The 17359-nt window shown below is 53.0% G+C and carries 9 protein-coding genes and 2 pseudogenes; 2 read left to right on the forward strand and 9 right to left on the reverse strand.

Going from position 1 to position 17359, the window contains the following annotated elements; genetic code table 11:
* Positions 1-31: 31 nt before the first annotated feature.
* Together ACMGGG_RS08260 and ACMGGG_RS08265 are read right to left on the reverse strand one after the other, a co-directional pair.
* Positions 32-3370, reverse strand: a complete 3339-nt coding sequence (locus tag ACMGGG_RS08260; protein WP_414155244.1) for a hypothetical protein — start codon at positions 3368-3370, stop codon at positions 32-34.
* Positions 3367-4734 carry a tyrosine-type recombinase/integrase gene (locus ACMGGG_RS08265; RefSeq protein WP_414155245.1) on the reverse strand — a complete coding sequence of 456 codons (1368 nt, stop codon included), beginning with the start codon at positions 4732-4734 and terminating at the stop codon, positions 3367-3369. Before ACMGGG_RS08265 ends, ACMGGG_RS08260 begins: the two co-directional genes overlap by 4 nt.
* Positions 4735-5515: 781 nt before the next feature.
* Here ACMGGG_RS08265 and ACMGGG_RS08270 point away from each other — a divergent pair.
* Positions 5516-6988: a hypothetical protein gene (locus ACMGGG_RS08270; RefSeq protein ID WP_414155246.1), complete on the forward strand. Its 1473-nt coding sequence runs from the start codon at positions 5516-5518 to the stop codon at positions 6986-6988.
* 347 nt (positions 6989-7335) lie between these two features.
* On the opposite strand, the gene ACMGGG_RS08275 is transcribed toward ACMGGG_RS08270, so the two are convergent.
* The 4 genes from ACMGGG_RS08275 to ACMGGG_RS08290 all read right to left on the reverse strand — a co-directional run bounded on the left by ACMGGG_RS08275 (position 7336) and on the right by ACMGGG_RS08290 (position 11691).
* Positions 7336-7968: a hypothetical protein gene (locus ACMGGG_RS08275; RefSeq protein ID WP_414155247.1), complete on the reverse strand. Its 633-nt coding sequence runs from the start codon at positions 7966-7968 to the stop codon at positions 7336-7338.
* A 185-nt stretch (positions 7969-8153) separates the two neighbouring features.
* On the reverse strand, positions 8154-10004 hold the full coding sequence (locus tag ACMGGG_RS08280) for a DUF3732 domain-containing protein (protein WP_414155248.1): 1851 nt from the start codon (positions 10002-10004) through the stop codon (positions 8154-8156).
* Positions 10001-10480, reverse strand: coding sequence for a three component ABC system middle component (locus ACMGGG_RS08285; protein ID WP_414155249.1), 480 nt, complete (start codon positions 10478-10480; stop codon positions 10001-10003). The genes ACMGGG_RS08280 and ACMGGG_RS08285 overlap by 4 nt, the downstream gene beginning before the upstream one ends.
* A complete protein-coding gene (locus ACMGGG_RS08290; RefSeq protein ID WP_414155250.1) occupies positions 10477-11691 on the reverse strand; it encodes a hypothetical protein in 1215 nt (404 codons plus the stop codon). Before ACMGGG_RS08290 ends, ACMGGG_RS08285 begins: the two co-directional genes overlap by 4 nt.
* A 416-nt stretch (positions 11692-12107) precedes the next feature.
* On the opposite strand from ACMGGG_RS08290, the gene ACMGGG_RS08295 reads away from it, so the two are divergent.
* On the forward strand, positions 12108-13424 hold the full coding sequence (locus tag ACMGGG_RS08295) for a hypothetical protein (RefSeq protein ID WP_414155251.1): 1317 nt from the start codon (positions 12108-12110) through the stop codon (positions 13422-13424).
* Positions 13425-13639: 215 nt separating this feature from the next.
* On the opposite strand, the gene ACMGGG_RS08300 is transcribed toward ACMGGG_RS08295, so the two are convergent.
* The 3 genes and pseudogenes from ACMGGG_RS08300 to ACMGGG_RS08310 all read right to left on the reverse strand — a co-directional run.
* A complete protein-coding gene (locus ACMGGG_RS08300; RefSeq protein WP_414155252.1) occupies positions 13640-15118 on the reverse strand; it encodes a caspase family protein in 1479 nt (492 codons plus the stop codon).
* Positions 15119-16073: 955 nt separating this feature from the next.
* Positions 16074-16364, reverse strand: a pseudogene (locus tag ACMGGG_RS08305) (methyl-accepting chemotaxis protein); the annotation flags it as partial.
* Positions 16344-17357, reverse strand: a pseudogene (locus ACMGGG_RS08310) (PAS domain-containing protein); the annotation flags it as partial. The pseudogenes ACMGGG_RS08310 and ACMGGG_RS08305, both read right to left, overlap by 21 nt.
* Between the last annotated feature and the right edge of the window lie 2 nt (positions 17358-17359).

The raw sequence follows: 17359 nt of genomic DNA on the forward strand, positions 1-17359 counted from the left end.
TCTCACGCTCGATAATTTGGACATTGATTCATTAAGAGATGTATTGCGATATCACCCTGATAGGCTGCTCGTGAACCTTGTTCTGCACGTATTCTTCCGCGCAGATTCGGTGCACATCAAACGAGTCAATCGCTTCTGTCCTGACCATGGTTGCGATCTGTGTTGCTACCTGGGAGGCCAAAGTGCCGGTACGGTACTGCGGAATGCGCAGGTGTTCTCTGAGGGAACCGTCGTGCATCATCAGTACTGCTCTGAGATGAGCTAGGCGACAATCCAGGTCTGGACTGGTGGCGTCAGGGAAGTTCTGCACATCAATCAGGCGCTTGAGCAGCTTGGCTTCGTCCTTGATCGCAAAGCGCGCGTAATGACCAAGCACTTCCTCTTTGTTTTTTACGATGAGGCTCTGGCCTTGATTTGAGTTAGCCATTTCCACAAGCTGCATTTCGATGGCCTCGAGCACGATGGCCTGGCGTGCGAAGTGGTCGTGTTCTTGCTCAAGCTTTTCAAGGTCAGCCTCATTACGGTGCTCTGGCTTGCGTTTCATGAGCTCTGCGATCATCTGCAGGACACCTACCATGAGCTCTTTAAACTTTTCTTTTTCAGCGCTGATCGCGGGGAGATGGTCGACGCCACGGATAGCATATGGACACAAAGCGCAGACATTCGTGGCCCCGAACATGTCAGCAACCTCTCGTGGGCAGATGTTATTGAACGGGCAAATGTGCGTAGAGTTAAAGGCTAATGCGGTTATTTCCTTGGCTCTGATCAGATCAATACCATTTTTCTCCTCCCTGGCCGCCATTAGGCTCATAAGGCGGTGCTTGGCGATCGCTTCCTCTGGGTCTGCCTTGATGGCCTGGTATAGATTTTGATTGAGCTTCAGAATCGCTTCGGCGAGTACAGGGGCGTCACCACCCTCGATCTTGGCCGCGTTCTTCATTAGTGCATTACTCAGCAATTGTTCATGACTGATGCTGGCGTCATCGTCTATTAGTGCATAGTAGTAAACCAGTTCCTCGGACTGTCCTGTGAGATACTTACCTACTAGGAACGGAGGAAGGAATTTGATCGCTTCAGACACAAATCCTGCTCGAAGTCCATGCGGCGTGATCTTGCTCGTCAATCCCTTTGCAGTGATTTTCGCTAGCTCCGCAGATTCATAGCTAGGAATTGACGACGTTTGCTTGAAATGTCTTTTAAATACAAGTTCCGGGAGCTTGAGATCGCCTAAGGTGTTTCGGATGAAGTACTGAAGCGTCAAAAGTTGAAAAGGGAAGCTTCGGTAGTTAAACCAGGATTTTTGTTGAGTAAGCAAGCGAAATAGTGGTTTAAACTTGCCAAATTTAGACTCTCCAGTCATGCCATACCAGAGATCCTGCTGGTAGTCGGTGCACGTGCATCGTTCATACCAGTCGCGCTGTCTGTCCAACAGGTCAAGAACATGTCTTGATGTGATAGCGCTCCACTCGCCATGTGATTTGTCGCTGCTGACGAACAACGGGGCAAGCATACGCCGGCTGCTACGATCCAGATAGAAGTCGTATTTATCCTTATCCAGCCAAAGTAGATGATGCTGTCGTATCCCAGTTTCACACATCAATTGTGTCATCCGAATGTCGTTGGTGATGACGCGGCTTTCCACTTTGCCGTTAATATGCGTTTTTGTCGTTCTGTAGAAACGTGGGATGTACTCAAATCGCTGGATTCGCTCTTCATGATAAAATATAGGGCAGTAGTTTAGTGTTTCCTGTCTAACGGGCGCACCACTAAAAACACCGCGTCCCCAGATTCCCGCCCAATCAGCTTGATTTTCCAATTCACTGATGTTGGGGGTTACCAACTTATCTCCGATGATACCTGGCATTTGGCCGTCCGCCATTTCATTCAGGTGCATGACAAGGTACTCCATGGAGTACAACATACTAAGGAAAGTGGCAAAGTAAGCTCTAGGGACAGGCTTCTTTTTCGTGCCATGACTTCGAGCCAATTTTGGATAGCACGAATCGCTGAACGAGTTTTTAAATTGATCGGAGTTCGGGATGACGGCAGAGTTGTTTTCAATGTACGAGCAAAACTCATCCATGCAGTTGATGCGGGTGTACTTTGTTGTGTTGCTCCAGTTTTTTATTTCCCCTGCGTGTTGTAGAAAGCTGAGGAACGTCGCTGGCTGCTCTTGGGCAAATGTCACCAGTCCTTCCAAATTTAGCTCGTCGGCAGTGAAGTATACTGAGCAAGGGAATTCGTTAAAGGTGCTTGGGTAGTTTCCTAAGTGGCCATCTCTGGTCATGTAGAATTTATAAAGATATAGGCCGCAGTAGAGTAGCAAGTAATTTAGGGGGATGACAAGTTCCTTGTCTCTAACAAGTTTTTTGGATGCTATATAGGAGCGGTAAACTACGCTGACCATCTTGCAGAATTTGGTTACCTTGTCAGGTAAATGTTTGTAGCCTCCGGGTAGTGTATTGGGGTCTGTTATCGAAAAGCCAATTCGTACATCATGTGCGCTCTTATAGATTTTCGCTAAATCTCTAGTGGTTGGGTGTTCAAGGTTGAGGAAGCTGAGCGCTTGTCCTGCTGTATCGAGCACTCTTTTTTTGTTGTTTTCGCCTTGCCACACAGGCTTCGCTGCTACCTGTGCTAATCGAATTTTTTCTTTGGCGTCGGATAGAAATTGATGCAGGGTTTCGCGGATGGGTGACTTTTCAGCCAAGGTGAGCAATAGATCATTGATGTAGAAGCGCCCCAGCAGCGCGCTTTTTCCCACGCTGCTGTTGTAGGCATTGTGAATATCCGTTTCGAGAAGGTCAGCTGGCTGGTAAATAGTCGTGGTTAGGATGAAACGATACCAATAACTTGCACGTAGCTCCCGCTCGTGGTTTGTCATTGCCCCTTCATAAGCGAAGGCGGACGTCTCATTCACTGAGCGAGTAAAATACAAACATTCACTCTGTGTTTGCAGAGTGATGCGATCAATGATCGGATCCAGACCAGTTGGAATCGTAAATTTTACTGGAAGTAGGACTTTTCGCTCCCCCCAGAGTCTGACAAAGACGAGTTTTATGAAAGTGTTCAGGGCTGTCAAAGTAGTAGGGGTGAAATGTTTAAAGGCTTTGAAAGTCGCAAGCTTATTGACGTTGTAAAAGCAGTTCGGGAGGAGGGCCTCGATCTCGGCTTTGCTCCAATTTGAAAATGGCGCTGCGCTCATATCCTGGATGTCCCGGATCAACCTCCACATCTGGTTGCCTCGCGACGGGGAGCTGTACTTCGTTTTGTAAGCCTTTTTCACGAAGTCAGCTGCTGCCGCAAAGGCGCGGCCAACCTCGTCATCGGCAATCATCCAGACGGCGTGCGTAGGGGATAGGTTGATCATGCGGCCTCCTTAGCGGCTTGGTTTTCGAGAAGGGCGATTTCGCTTTTTAAAAAGGCAATCCTTGCCTCTCGGACGGTCTTGGGGCCGCCGCTCATACGTGAGAAGTTCACCGCCGAAATCGTTGCCTGCAGCATGCGTGCGTCCTGGCGCGCGTAACGCCTCGTGCTGTCTGGGCTCGCATGCCCCATGTATTTCTGAACGAGATGCAGATCGAGGCCGAACCTTCGATTGCTCCGAGGATTGGGGTTTACGCAATGGTTGACCAGGTAGTAGCCATACATGTGGCGTAGGCTGTGGAACCCATAGGTTTGTCCGGCGACTTCAAGCGCGACTTTTTGAAACCGCTCCAGTACCGTTTGATACGAAAAGGGAATGGGGTCACCCGTCGTGATATTTCTAAATAGAAACCCATGGCGAGCCGGAAATGGGCGCTTTTCGTCCTTCTCACGCTCCTCTGTCTTGTACTGTTCAAGCGTAACCCAGAACATCGAGGCAAATGGCTCAATCATGAACGTATCAGTGTGCTTGCGCCCTTTGTGGGGAAGCTGGTGAATTTCTTCCTCGGACAGGTATTTGAGCAGCACGTGATGCCGTGTAGCAGGATCAACGATCAGCACCTTGTTGCTTTCTAAATCGGATGTGCCCAAGACGACATCCGCCGACAGCATGGTGAGCGCTTCAGAAACACGGCACCCAGTTGCAGCGAGCAAACACCACAGGAGCTTATCTCTCAGTGAAGGTGCATTCTCAATGAGCGTCCTGCAGAGGTCGATTGGGAAGGCCAGCCCGTCACCGCCAAACTCGTCGGTATAGGCGATATCCGAGGGCTTGGAGGCGGGAGCAAGACCTGCGCGCTTGATGCGCTTCGCTCCGCCGGCGATGCAGCCCGCGAGCCAGCTGTTGCGCTTCAAGGCAGCTCGGACTTTCGTCGGTGCTTCGATCGACACGCTCTTTTGCAATGAAAAACCCGAAAGTTTGCTGGAGGTGATCAGCCCGTTCGCTTCGAGCTCCAGCAATCCCATTCGCAGCTGTTCGCTGGCCTCGATGAACCGGTTCACTGCTGCGAAGTTCGTGATGACCGATGCACCCTTCAGGTTGCGGTTTCCTAGCACCTTGGCAACGGCGCGTACCTTGTCGCTTCCGCTCTGTGTACCGAAGACCAGGTAGCTCTCGTAGTTATCCAGCGCGTAGGAAAGCAACATAGGGGTGAGCCCACCCTCGTGCAGCGCCATCTGCATGACGTAATTTAAAAAGACCTTGATGGCATAGCAGTAGGTTTTGACAGTCTTGAATTTGCTTTTGCGACTGAGCTGGGATGCCCAGTTGTCAAAGAACTGATTTTGAACGGCGTCGTTGGACAGCAATCGAAAGGTCTTGCGGCCATCTCTGATAGTAGGCAATAGGTCAGCGTGCGGCGATGTTAGCCGTATTACAGGTCGTTTAGAGGCGGTCACGGGAAGGATCCGAAAGTTACATGCTTGCTATTATGCTTTCATGAACTTGCGCAAGATTGCAATAGGGTGCATTAAAATTTTTTGTGCCCTCTTTAAGTATACTTAGTGTACGTAAGCAGGCCGCGATAGTTGGCCGGCCGGGATATCCGAGTTCAGTTTTAAAATTAAAGCGTGATCCGGTAGGCCGACCCAGGTGTCAGTTGAAAACTCGTTTTAAATGAAAATTGGGAAAGGATTGGCTCATGGCCTCAGGGAGCAAGGGTGAGAGGGCTTGGCCGGCCCGCTTAGCCGGGCGTTGAAATCTGACTGGACTGGATTTTTTGGTTTATTTGTGTTGTGCCGTGGACGCTGGGATTAATAGTCTATAGCTCAGAGTTTAGTGGGAGGCCTTCTCGCTGTGACAAGTGCAAAGTTGTTTGTTATTAAACTTTTGTGCATGTACATCGCTCAGGCATGCCGTCACCGGTGAGATATATGCAGAGCTATCATGGTCTAGTCGAGGCGGTATTCTTACGCTTTGTTCGCGGGCGAATATCAGAGCTTGGGCTGGCGTGCTATTCTGGTAATCTGTATAGGTGCAGTAAAAGCGCAGTTGAAAGACGCTTTCTTTTGCAATCAATGTCAATGCTTCGAGCCTCTAAGTAGCATTGTTTTCGGGGCGTATCCTTGGCAAGCCTATGGATCAGGAAAAATGAGTGATTTCAAACCCATAAGAGAAAGCCGATTTGACGCATATTTCTATGGCCGATCGCCCTTCGTAAAGCAGTATACCGAAGAAACTCATTGGCACATTTACGAAACTCCTGAAATCACGCTGCTGGCCGTCGTCCTGCATTGCAAGATCGACAATTACTATAACGCCATCGTGCTCGCGAGAGATTTGAACAAGCGATTTAGGGCCGTGATCACGCGCTGTTGCCTCGAAACCCCCGAAGACGCAATAAAAGAGACCTTGGAGCACGTACCGAAGCTGGCGGCTTCTGCTGTTGATGGGCTGATCGCTCAAGGAGACGAAGCACCTAGCCCCTTCGCCATTTTTGCGGCAAAAGTTCCCCAACACAAACGCAATCGCTACCTGAAGATGCTTCTCGATGATCCTACTTATTATCCTGCCCGGGTAGCCATGGAGGAGCTTGCCTACTGGTTTGAAGATCCCGACGGCATCTTTATTCGAGGACTGCAGGGCAACGAATTTAACTCACGCCTGTTTGAGCTCTACCTGCATGCAGCATTCTACGAGCTCGACTTCATCATTGATCACTCCAATCCACAGCCGGACTATCTCCTATCCAAGCATGGTCAACAGGTTGCTGTCGAAGCTGCCACAGTGGCTGAAGTTGAAGAGGAGCTGGCCGAGGATGCCGATCTCGGTGCTGCAACTGATGTCAGTGAGTCGATTGAACCTACCTCAGCAGAGCGCGGTGGTAAACGGCTAGACCAGAGCGCGATCAAGAAGCTGATGGAGCACGTCGAACACGAGTTGCCATTCAAGTTTCAGCGCACATTGGCGAAGAAGGTGCGTCACCGGCCCGAGCCATTGAACGTGCCCTACTGGGAGCTTCCACACACCAAAGGCAAGCCTTTCGTCATCGCCGTGCACGACTACTCGAAGCACATGTCCATGGCCATGTCTGCCAGCACGATGCAGAGGTATCTTTACGGGCTAGAACTGGTAGATGGAAAAATGGAGCGCATTGAACGACACGAGTACAAGGGACGTACCATCGCATCCAATTTCTTCGGCCAACCGGGCAACCGCCATGTCTCCGCGGTCATGCTGGTCACGCAGGCCACGCTGCCCAAGTTCAATCGCATGGGCCGGATTGCGGGCGTGCGGGACAAGAATTCCATGGCGATCGTCAATGGCGTACGCACGAATACTGATGGCGAACTTGGCCCCTTCAGGGCGGTGGTTGAGGATCCCAGGTACAGCGAGGCCTGGCACGACGGGATATACATGTTCCACAATCCTAATGCCGTTATTTCTCTGGAGCCTGGGCTGTTCCATCGGGTGATTCACTGTTTCGAACAGGATGGGCAGATAAAAGAGTGGTTCCCGTCGAACTACATCGTAGGTTCAGTGACGGAAATGATGAAATTTTCTGACGAAGCTGCAGAAGACGTTTGGAAAAATCTTGAATCGCATCTGGGCAAGGTAGAGTGAGTGCAGGGAACGTCAGGCAAGCTCCTGCTTTCCAGGGGGGGTGAAAAGCAGGAGCATCATTAAGCCGTATAGCTAACGAGTCAGCTCATTGGAGTCTGAAGCATTTGTGTCACCGTCCTGGCTCTTGTCTTCCAGCTGTAGGGTGTTTTAAAAAGCTTTAAACCTTGGGGCTTCTTACCTTCAGTGAGAGGCCTTATCCCGGGAGCAATTTTGACGTAGTCAATCCCAGGGTAAGGGCTTGGCAGCTCGGGCATCGGGTGCTGAATGGCGCGGTTTACTACGCCGTCCTGGACTTTTTACAATTACGTTCATCATGCTGTTTTTTTGAGCCTGATCAGGGCCTTTATTTACTCATCTGTAGCCGCTGGTTGCCAGAGCCATTCGATGCCCCACAGCGGTCGATCCTTTTGAATTTCCTTTACCACATTGATGTGGGCGTCATACGCTGCCTTGTCGAATGTCGTCCAGCTGCTGCCTTTTATAAGCGCTTCCTTGAACACCTGCTGGAGATCCGATCCTTTGAGTGACGGAGTATTAAGGTGCCGACCGATCGCTGCGAGCAGCTGCCTGTCAAGGGGAGGGTGCAGACTGGCAAGCTTGGCGTCGCGCTCATCCACGCCAGCCACGATGAGCTTGGATTTGAGGTAAATGTTCACCAGCTTTTGCGCTCTGCCATAGGTGCATTCGAGCTGGCACTCTTCGGTTCGAGAGTGGCCCGTGGTTTTGTCTTTCCACTCGCGTTTGTACGTGATCTTCTCGGCTCGACCCATGACCTCACGAAAAAGCCCATCCAGGTGGTCATCGATTTCATTTGGCGGAGGAAGGTCGTCCAGGGTGGCAATCTGACCCACCGAAGTATCGTTGATCAATTGAGACGCCACTGCCATGGTGTGGCCTGGCCCCTGTCTTGAGTAGGCGCGCCCTGCCGCCCAGATCGCGAAGCGATGCCGATGTTCCGTCAGGGTGTACTTGTCTTGCATTCGGACTGCTTCCTGCGTTCTAAAGTGTGGTACGGATTGGCCGGTTCGATCTGCGGGCGAGTATGGCTTGCCGGTTATCTGCTATCAATCTTTGAGGCCTCGCTAGAACATGTGGCGTGATGGCTGCCTGGCAACCGTCTCGCACTTCGGGCTTCTAATCGTCGTTACTGCTCATGGTTTGGCTGTTAAGCGGGATGCCAATGAGCGGGAATCAAGGCGTTTTTGCCTCGGAATTCAGGTAGCACGTTAACGTTCGCCACGTTCTGGAAGAGCTCAACAGGAACGTGCTCCAGCACGATCATCTGGAACTCCGCGCTGTATTGGTTGCGCATCCGACTGACGAAATTCCCAAGCAACTCGAACGCCTGGCTTACCTTTGCCTGGTCGGAATTCTTGAGATGCACCTCATCCATGATCTTCTCCTCGCCGTAGTAGGGGCGGCTCGGCTGGTCGATGAACAGGAAGCTTGGGACAAATTTGCCACCTTTGCTGATGGCCACTTCGTGTAGCGCCAGGAACATGAACAAATGCAGGAACATGTGGTTGGAGCTACTACCTACGTTTTCGATGAACGACGACTTAGGTCTGCGAAGCTGTAGTTTCTTCGCCTCGTAGTTGAATGACGTCAGGAAGGACGCATAGTTGTCCATCGCCGCTGCCGCCTCGCTCAGCAACGCCAGGGACACGTCATTGATTTGGCCAACGGTACCGTCGCGAACACTGGCCACATCGGTGACTTCCATGGAGCTGAGTTCAGCGTTCAGATTTTTGATCTGCGTGTCGTAGTCTTCAGGGGTGTCCGATTCGACCCTACTGTAGGTCTCAAGCTTGGTCTCGATGCGGGTGACAAACTTTACCAGTTGGATCGTGTCCTCGAAGGATTTCTGCGCCTTGGGCAAGGAGTCAATGATTCGTTGCTGCTCTGCTTTTTGCTCCACTAAGTCGGCCATCATAGCCGCGACCTGAGTATCGACTGGCTGCCGAGTGGCGGTAGCTGCTTTGAGCGCGCGCAGATCGACATTCAAGCTATCGATCAGATCATGAAACACTTCTGTTTTCAGCAGCTCGGAGGATTGCTGAAGCAGCGTCTGCAACGGTTTCAGGCTGTCCTGGGTAACCTTGAGCGCCGACTTGTATTGCTTGTGTTCGTCAGAGAATTCGCGAAGCCTGCGCATGCGCCGGTTGATCTCAAACATTTTCGACCGTGCATTGGAGAGGCGCTTGGCATCTTCGCCCGAAGCATTCGGGGTGGGCACATCCTTGACGATCCCTTTCAGAAAATCGATGGTGACGACATTTGGCACTTTCTCGATCAGGCCGTACTCAGCTGCCGTTGCCGCAAGCTTGCGAGCTTCGCTTTCAAAGAGATGTCGACCACTACTGATGACAACCTTCTTCTTCTCAAGCTTCTCGATCATGCGTTTGAGATCATCGCGCCGTTCACGTTGAGCAATGTTTTCAAGGCTGTCGATGCCCAAGCCCAGATCCAGAACACGAGGCAGCGCAACGCGATATCGGTCTTCTTGTTGATGGTCGAAGTAGGCAGCGGTGTTGGTGATGATGTCGTCGGATATGGTGTTGAATAGCAGGAAGTAGCGGAACGATACCTGTGTGCCGTAGCGCACGCCTCGGCCCCCGTAGAGCACGACGCTGCTGTCCAGACTGAACTCGGCTTGAAGGATCGCTTTGATGTCATCGCTGGTGGCGTTGGCAAACGGCTGATCTGGCAGCACACCAATGCTTGAAAAGTAGAGCTTGTCCGACACGGTCTGAGCATGCGGGCTCTTACGTGCAATCGCGAGTTCTTTGTCGTTGATATAGAACTTGATGCCATACCAAGCAACCGTATCGTTGATGACATCATGGGGAATGTTGTGGCTGCTGGAAAGCAGGCAGTAGTCAATGATGTGTAGCAGCGATGTCTTGCCTCGGTTGCTGCGACCACTGAGCACATTGATCCGGCCACGCTCGAAATCTACGCTGCGTGTCTCGCCGTGATGCGACCATAGGCGGATGGTGTCGATGCCAAATTTCACAGTTGTATCCTAAGATTCAGGTAGAGCTCTTCTTCCGACGCTTGAAGCAAATTCGCGATCTCGGACGACGCTTTCTCGATCAATACGGCACGTTTGCCAAACTCGGTGGTGCATTCGAAGCGCGTCTTTTGGGTGAGTTGCGAATCAAAGACGGCGTAGCCCAGCTCATGCAGCATCTGGATGCCATTGATCGAGTGCACGAGGCTGGCGTGGTAGCGTCGGTCGAAATTGGTCACAAAGTCGGGACGGATAGCGACCAGCGAGGCAATCTCTCGAGAGCGTGTTCTCTCGCTTGCCAGAAATTTGGTGGTCTCGCTGTGCATCACGATAGGCATCACCAGTAGCGCTTTGGCCAATGTAAGGTTCTGCGTGTGGTTCAGCACACACCCGATCGCGACGACAGCGATGCCGGCATTGTTATAGCCGCTCCAAGCGCGAGGCAGTGCAGGGGAGAGCTCGATGACATCACTGCTCATAGGGTTTTCCACTCAGGATGCCAGCCGATCACGTCCTGCTCCGAGAGGAGGTAAAGCTCTCCGTTGGATTGTTCGGTGCTGAGCTCATCATCACCCAGTCGATACGTCTCATCGCGCATAGCATCGACGATGGCCTGGGCTTTGTCATTGATCTCGCTTTCGGTGCATTTTTTGAATGCCTTTCGGTGCTTGTTGCTCCAGCGCAGCGTGACGTCCTTGTGAAGGGCAGTTACCTCATCCGATACCACCTCACCGCCGTGCACCCAAACTTCCAAGCTGCGCGCCATTCTCACCTTATGAGTCGACAGCTGCGTGATGACTTCGCTGTCGTCTTCACAAATGTCGTCAATGACAATCAGCTGCTTGATGAAGCGCTGTCCCAGTAGGTCTTCGGGCAATGGAGGTTCAAACTGCAGCCGGCTCAGCCGCTTCTTGACTGCCTGTGAGACGACGCGGCGATAGCGAGTGCGAAAATCGTCGAATGTGATCGCCGTCAGTGTTCCTGCCAAGATTGAAAAATAGTTGTCATCACGGATCAAGGTACTGAGGCGCTCATAGACGCTATCGACGTCTTCGGGCAGCACGAATTTTTCCTCCAGAGTGTCCTTTACCTTCTGGATAACCTCCGTCTCTGCGAGCTGGAAAAAGACACGCTTGAGGAACTCCTGCTGAACGCTGGGCTCGATGGTCAGCACGGTGTCGATGTAGCCCTTGATCGTGGCGTCTCTGGTCGACCCCGACAACGACTTTGCCCGGTCGACAACTGCCTGCAGATTCTCAGCAGAGGCGTGTTCCGTGTAAGCAATCAATAATTGTGAGAACAGGTTGGACTTGCTCTCGCTCTTGTTCGAGACGAGGTGGAATTCGCTGCGCTTCACGAACTGGAGCTGGGCGGCGATTTCACTCCGGCCATCTCGCGGATCGGTGATCACACGTGTCCAGTTGTACAGCGTCTTCCACAAGTCACCGTCCAGCTCCGTTAGGGCAATGGGGCTGCCACCGGCCTGAGTCTGAATCGTGTGCTTGAGCTGGAACAGCAATTGGACATCGTTATCCAGATCGCTATGAACATCGTCCTTTATCTCAAGGCCAATCGATTGGCCTTTCTTCATGTTCAATAATCGATAAACGAAATAATGGAATTGGTAATCGAACCCCGCGCCGGTGCCAGGCGCAGTCGATTCCTCCATGAAAGTTTTTGGGGTAGCCATTACTTCTCTCTGCACGGACAGGACGCTCTGCCTGCCAGGGCTAGGGTTTGTAAATGGCCTTCCCTGGCGTGTTAGCAGGGCTAATGAAGCCACAGAGAAGTATGGCGTGCAACTATTTTGCCATCACCAATTGGTTCTAAAATCGAATAATTGTGTTTTTATACAGCCTGTAATTTTATACAGATTCTGGCCGCTCTATGACCGTAAAATCTAGTGCCCTAGCTTACAAGGTGGCAGACCTTGTGAAGGGTGTGGGTGGGTTGAGTGTGTGGGTGTCAGTCACACACCACGACCGCACCAACCTCGGCATTTGTTTAATATAGGCCCCTGCTCATCCATTCTTGAGCGGCAGCAACATTCCCCACCTGCAATCATCGAGGCAGGAGCAGGTATTCAGAGGACGGAGGTAACTTAAAATGACCAAAGCCCATGGTGTGGACGTTGAAGCGTACATCCGAGGTGAAATGCTGTTGCACTTTAGTCGCATCACCTTGACCCAGCGCCGCACGGACACCCCTATCACTTTTAGCGGGCCAGGCCATGTCCATCTCGATACAGGGCGGCTGAAGTATGTGCTTTATCATGCGTGCACCAGCGATGAGGTGAGCCGGCACATGGCCCTTAGCTTTTCTGGACAAGCTGGAGAGTTGATCACCGAACATTCTCTATTCGATTTTCAGGGGGTCGATCTTGCTGGGAAAATCTGGACGGCTGAGGGAGTGGATACCGCTGGTGGCACTTACCGTCACGATTTTTGCGTTGTCCAAGGGGCGATCGACTTCCTAAGCTCACGTCATGCCCTCGCTGGAGTTCGTCAGCCAACGCTCCATCAGGTTTACTTTGACCATCCGCACTTCCCGTCATCTCGTTTGTCGGTGGCGCCAGGCCTAGAGTTCGTACGCGGCGCATCTACCTTCACTATCACGAAGGATGTATCGGGGTGTGATGTCTCGGTGATAGGAGGCGAGCTGCACGAAGGAGTAGCAAAGGCAATCGAGAAAGCTTTGAACGTGCTCAGTGGTGTTCGCCTGCAGTTGGGCGTCACCGAAAAAATCTGGGAGGGGTATTCCGTTGTCGAGCTTTACTCCCGGGACGTCGACCTGAGTAACCAACAGCTTTTCCCGCCGATAGAAATTCCATTCAGGTGTCCGTCCGACTTTTTCGGATCTGTCTTCAACTTACTCGTTGATTTTTTCCAGCTGAACGGAGGCGTCTACTACGATAACTGGAACAAGCTGAATAGGGCATGGCAAGCTGGTCTGGAATCGACGGCTTTGAACGTGAGCGTTTGTATTGAAGGCGTGCTCAAGGCCTATTTTGAGCCGCTTGGGACTGACCCTCAGTTTGCCGAGCTGGTTAAGAGCGCTGTGCCTGCGGTCATGGCGCTTGAGATTGATGAGCGTGTCAAAAACCTCCTTCGCTCTTGCCTCGGCGGTTCAGGTCACTTCAAACCCAAAACAGCCCTTCGTGCGTTGACAGAGGCTGGTGAAATTAGCCCGACACTCGCCACCAAGTGGAACAAGCTCAGAAGCGAAACGGCACATGCGGTGGCTGCCGGGGAAGGTCGCGAAGACTGGCAGCGGATGGTGGATCTGACGTTTGCAAATATCAAGTTGTTCTACGAACTCCTGTTCTCGATCGTAGGTTATACAGGTGAGCGTATTGACTACGAAACGCTTGGGTTCCCAACTCAACTGCCTCATGCAATACGTTGTGAGGCGGCACAGGCCTGAGGCAAGCATCATTTCGGGTGTTCCCCCTCAAGTGGTTGATCCAAAACTAGCTGAGATGCGCAAAGACGTGGAGCACTATTATTCAAAGCTGCCAACGTTTGGTCTCGCCGAAGCGATGGCTGCATCGCTCCACCTGATTCAGCAGTTCGTGCCGGTCTACATTTGGCTACAAGCCTGTTGAGCTTTTCGGGGAAGAGGCGGCCACGAGCGGCGTCTCAATCAGCGCCTTTACGGACGCTCCAACCCGTTGGTGAGTTGACTCGTTTAGGTTTGCCGGATGTCCCTGTGTATGTGAACGAGAGAAGATGGCTGGGGATTAGAAGCTGCTTCGCAATCCGCTCTTCAAATTCTGTCCGCGAGGTGGGGTTGTATCGTTCTGGCCCTTGCTCATCGTCCTCTTCGTCAACATGCTCAGGATGCTCTATACGATTGAGCAGGTTGACAGAGGCTATGCATACCCTCGTGACGTAAGGGTGTTTTGAGCTCTCTCGGGCCTGTAATACGATATCGACTGACACCTCACGTGACTTACCCGGAACCGTATGGAAACGGGACGCGTAAGGCAGGAGACATTGAGCAATGAACTCAAAGCTCTTGGCGGTCGACTCGTAACGCTGTAGGTCGAATAGCTCGGTGAAAAACCTGTCTTTCGGGGCTTCACGCAAGTCGCCATTGCTGTCAAAAAATACCTCGAACAGCATGCCATCCAGCAAGGCTTTTCTTTTCGGCTCGGGCAGTTCCCTCATTCGCGAGGTGAAATTTTGTATCAAGCTTGTCGCCTCGAACGCGTGACCGCAGGCTGCTTGATAGATATTGCGGCCCAAGACAAACAGGTTGTCCTTGTGAAATTTTCGAGCTGACTCTGGGGTCAGTCGTTTCAATGCAGGGTTCTGCCCATACCACGAATGTGATTTGAGATCGCGGATGATTTTGTGGGACTCGAAAGAGTCATCAAGCTCCAGCAATGCATCTCTAAGGGCTGAGGGACTGTAGGTTTTTATCCTCACGCCAACGCTGCGATTGAAAAAGAACTCTGAAGACAATGACGTGTGCTCCCAGGAAATCTGTTTCCCCTCGGTCGTCACGCTCAATGTGTTTCGTACCCGTTTAAACATCGCTTCGATCGTGCAATCCGGAGCGATGATGTGCTGCAGGAGGGCGCTTGTGTACCGACCATTTCGCTGGCCCTTACCGTCGTAGGCGACCTGGCCGGGTGAGGTGGCGAAGGCAATCAGGGTGCCCTTTGGCACATACACGGAAGCGAGGCCTCTCGTTGTGGATGATCGCTCCCATCTCCTTTCCCATAGGTTCTGGCGGCATGCGTCCAGGATGATTAGGTTGATCAGCGTTTGCGACTTTTCCATTGAGTCAATCACGTAATCGAGACTTAAGGACGAGTGTTTGACATCGACCTCGTCCCCAGTGCTGGTGTCAGTGGCAAGCAGGTAGTTCCTGCCCTCGATTTGGAGCCCATGCCCTGCGAAGAAGAACAGGCCTACATCGGCGTCGTACATAGCCTCGCGGAAATCACGCAGCTTCTGCTCCATGGCCTTATGAGTGCCATCCATGCATTCGAGCACAGTGAATTCAAACCGACGCAAGACGGCAGCCATGTCCTCTGCATCGTTGCAGGGGTTGGTGAGGGGTCTATCCCGATATGCTGCGTTACCAATGACTAGCGCGACCCGCTTCATGAATCTTGAACATCCTGTAGTGTTAGATGGCGACTCGCCACTCGAAGCAGAATATCAGAGGGAATCAATTGGCGGCAGGAGGCATTAGCCGCATCTGGCTTCGAGCGCTTTCGTGTGATGTAGCGTTCTTCCGTCGATCGTCATCCAGGGGAGGGTTTGGTACGAATGCGCGTGTGAGCCTAGTCGAAGGTCTGGGCTCAAGCTGGGTATTGGCTTATGAGGTTCTCTAGTTTCGATGAGGGGCTAAAATTGCCCTTGGGGATGTCGGACACCCAGGTTTCATTCTAAGATCATATTTGTACTAGGTTTCCTCAGTGTGCAGTCGGATGCGCACTAGGCTCTAAGGCGAAGGGCTGCCAGGAAGCCCCGGAATCGTTGGGGTTGAAGGGTTTCGTATTTGTTGCTTTGTCAGGTATACGTTTTCTTGGGGGAGGGGTACCTTGGATAAGGGTTCGAATCTCTACGCTTCCGCCACTAATTCTCATTAAAGCCCTGATTTTTCGGGGCTTTTTTGTGCCTAAGCGTTTTTGGTCCCCCATTATTAGCGTCGCTTTCACTGGTTTACTGTGGATTGTGATGGACGTGCTGCCTAATGACTCACGTTAGGAAGGGGCGATCTATCGAAGGCAGCGTAGGTGGGAGATATGCTTGGCTATTGCTAGCAGCTATCGACCTGGCGCCTAAATATTGGGGCCGCTTCGCGTCCCGTCGCCGACAAGCGCGGCCCCAAAAGTTGGTGGCGTAGGTCTGGAGTCTGGTGACATTCCTGAGCATTACGATCCTGAATCCCACCTTTTCCAGACTTTCTCACAGCTTTCACACTGTTGGTGCTGAACGCAGCATCAGCGTAGGTGTCGAGCCATTACACTTGCCTCTGAAAAGGTGCATTGGTGGCCTTCCACCCGAGCGCTTCCTGGCTGAACATGTAACGCGGCGCTTGCGCGGGTCAGCTGTCGATCATCTGCGCGGCTTGCTGAGTTGCCTGACTTGTACGGGTTGCGAGTTTGCGCACCTCGTCGGCTACCACCGCAAAACCGCGCCCGGCTTCGCCTGCACGGGCGGCTTCGATGGCGGCGTTCAAGGCCAGCAGGTTGGTCTGGCTGGCGATGCCCTGGATGGTGGCGACGATGTGGGTCAATTTGCCTAAGGTTTCCTGCATCACCTGATGCTGTTGCGCCTGTGCCTCGCGGATGGTGCTTTCCTCATGCCGAGCATGAATATCAGTTATAGCCCCGACTACCCGCAACGGCGCGCCGTCCGCAGCCCTGCGGGTTTGCCCGCGACCGCGGAACCACCGGTAGGCGCCGTTTTGGTGACGAAGCCGGTACTCGACATCGAACGGGGTGTTGCCGCTGCGATCGTCGACATGGGCGACAAACGCCGCGATGGCGCGGGCGCTGTCGTCGGGGTGCAGGCGTGAGGTCCAGCTTTCCAGGGTGTTGGGGAATTCTTCGACGGTGGTGCAGCCGAGCAGCCGGCGCATCTGCGACGACCACCAGATGGTGTTGCTCGGGTTAGCCGGGTCCCCGGCGACGACTTCGATGTCCCACAGGCCGTCGTGGAGCATCTCGCGGGAAATGTCAAAACGCTCGGCGGCCAGCTCCAGCTCCTGAATGTGCAGCTGTTGCTCATGGATGTCCCGCAGCGTACCCGCTGTGGCGATGGCAACGCCGTTGCCGTCACGCAGCGAACTGCCGCTGACCCGGCACCAGCGATAATCGCCGCCGGCGGTGAATTTCATGCGCAGGTCCAGCTCAAACCGTGTGCGGCCGCTGCGGTCGGCGAGGTGCCGGGCCAGTGCTTGCTGATGGGCGTGGCGATCAGCCGGATGCAGCTGGTCGTGCCACTGACCCAGCTCGGGCAGATGCGGTGCATGGATCGAGGCGGAGCCCGTCCAGTGCATCGCGCACGTTGGCGCAGGCGTGCCTGTGGCAGTCAGATGCAGTTGCCAGAACAACGCATCCGCACCTTTGGTGACCAGCGTCCAGCGCGCTTGCGACTGCTGAGCACATTCGTCGCGATCAGCCAGGTGCTGTTGCAGTTGGCTCACCTGCGCGGCGAGTTCGCGAGCTTGCTCTTTGAGCGTGCGCCGCTCCTGGAGCAGCTGCTCGACGCCGGTGAGGATGCGCCGCAGCAGCGGGTTGCGCGACGACAGCGGCGTACTCGGCTGGTCGGGCTGGTCGAGGCGGTCGGCGAGGGGGGTCAGTATCCAGCGACTGGTGCGATTAAAAAACAGCATGG

Origin of the sequence: Pseudomonas sp. BNK-44-b (assembly GCF_047456245.1) — a bacterium.
Classification (GTDB): domain Bacteria; phylum Pseudomonadota; class Gammaproteobacteria; order Pseudomonadales; family Pseudomonadaceae; genus Aquipseudomonas; species Aquipseudomonas machongensis.

What these genes read in the sequence shown, in the direction of transcription:
- ACMGGG_RS08260 (WP_414155244.1), bottom strand. Translation starts at nt 3,370, where the DNA reads ATGATCAACCTATCCCCTACGCACGCCGTCTGGATGATTGCCGATGAC.
- ACMGGG_RS08270 (WP_414155246.1), top strand. Translation starts at nt 5,516, where the DNA reads ATGAGTGATTTCAAACCCATAAGAGAAAGCCGATTTGACGCATATTTC.
- ACMGGG_RS08275 (WP_414155247.1), bottom strand. Translation starts at nt 7,968, where the DNA reads ATGCAAGACAAGTACACCCTGACGGAACATCGGCATCGCTTCGCGATC.
- ACMGGG_RS08285 (WP_414155249.1), bottom strand. Translation starts at nt 10,480, where the DNA reads ATGAGCAGTGATGTCATCGAGCTCTCCCCTGCACTGCCTCGCGCTTGG.
- ACMGGG_RS08290 (WP_414155250.1), bottom strand. Translation starts at nt 11,691, where the DNA reads ATGGCTACCCCAAAAACTTTCATGGAGGAATCGACTGCGCCTGGCACC.
- ACMGGG_RS08295 (WP_414155251.1), top strand. Translation starts at nt 12,108, where the DNA reads ATGACCAAAGCCCATGGTGTGGACGTTGAAGCGTACATCCGAGGTGAA.
- ACMGGG_RS08300 (WP_414155252.1), bottom strand. Translation starts at nt 15,118, where the DNA reads ATGAAGCGGGTCGCGCTAGTCATTGGTAACGCAGCATATCGGGATAGA.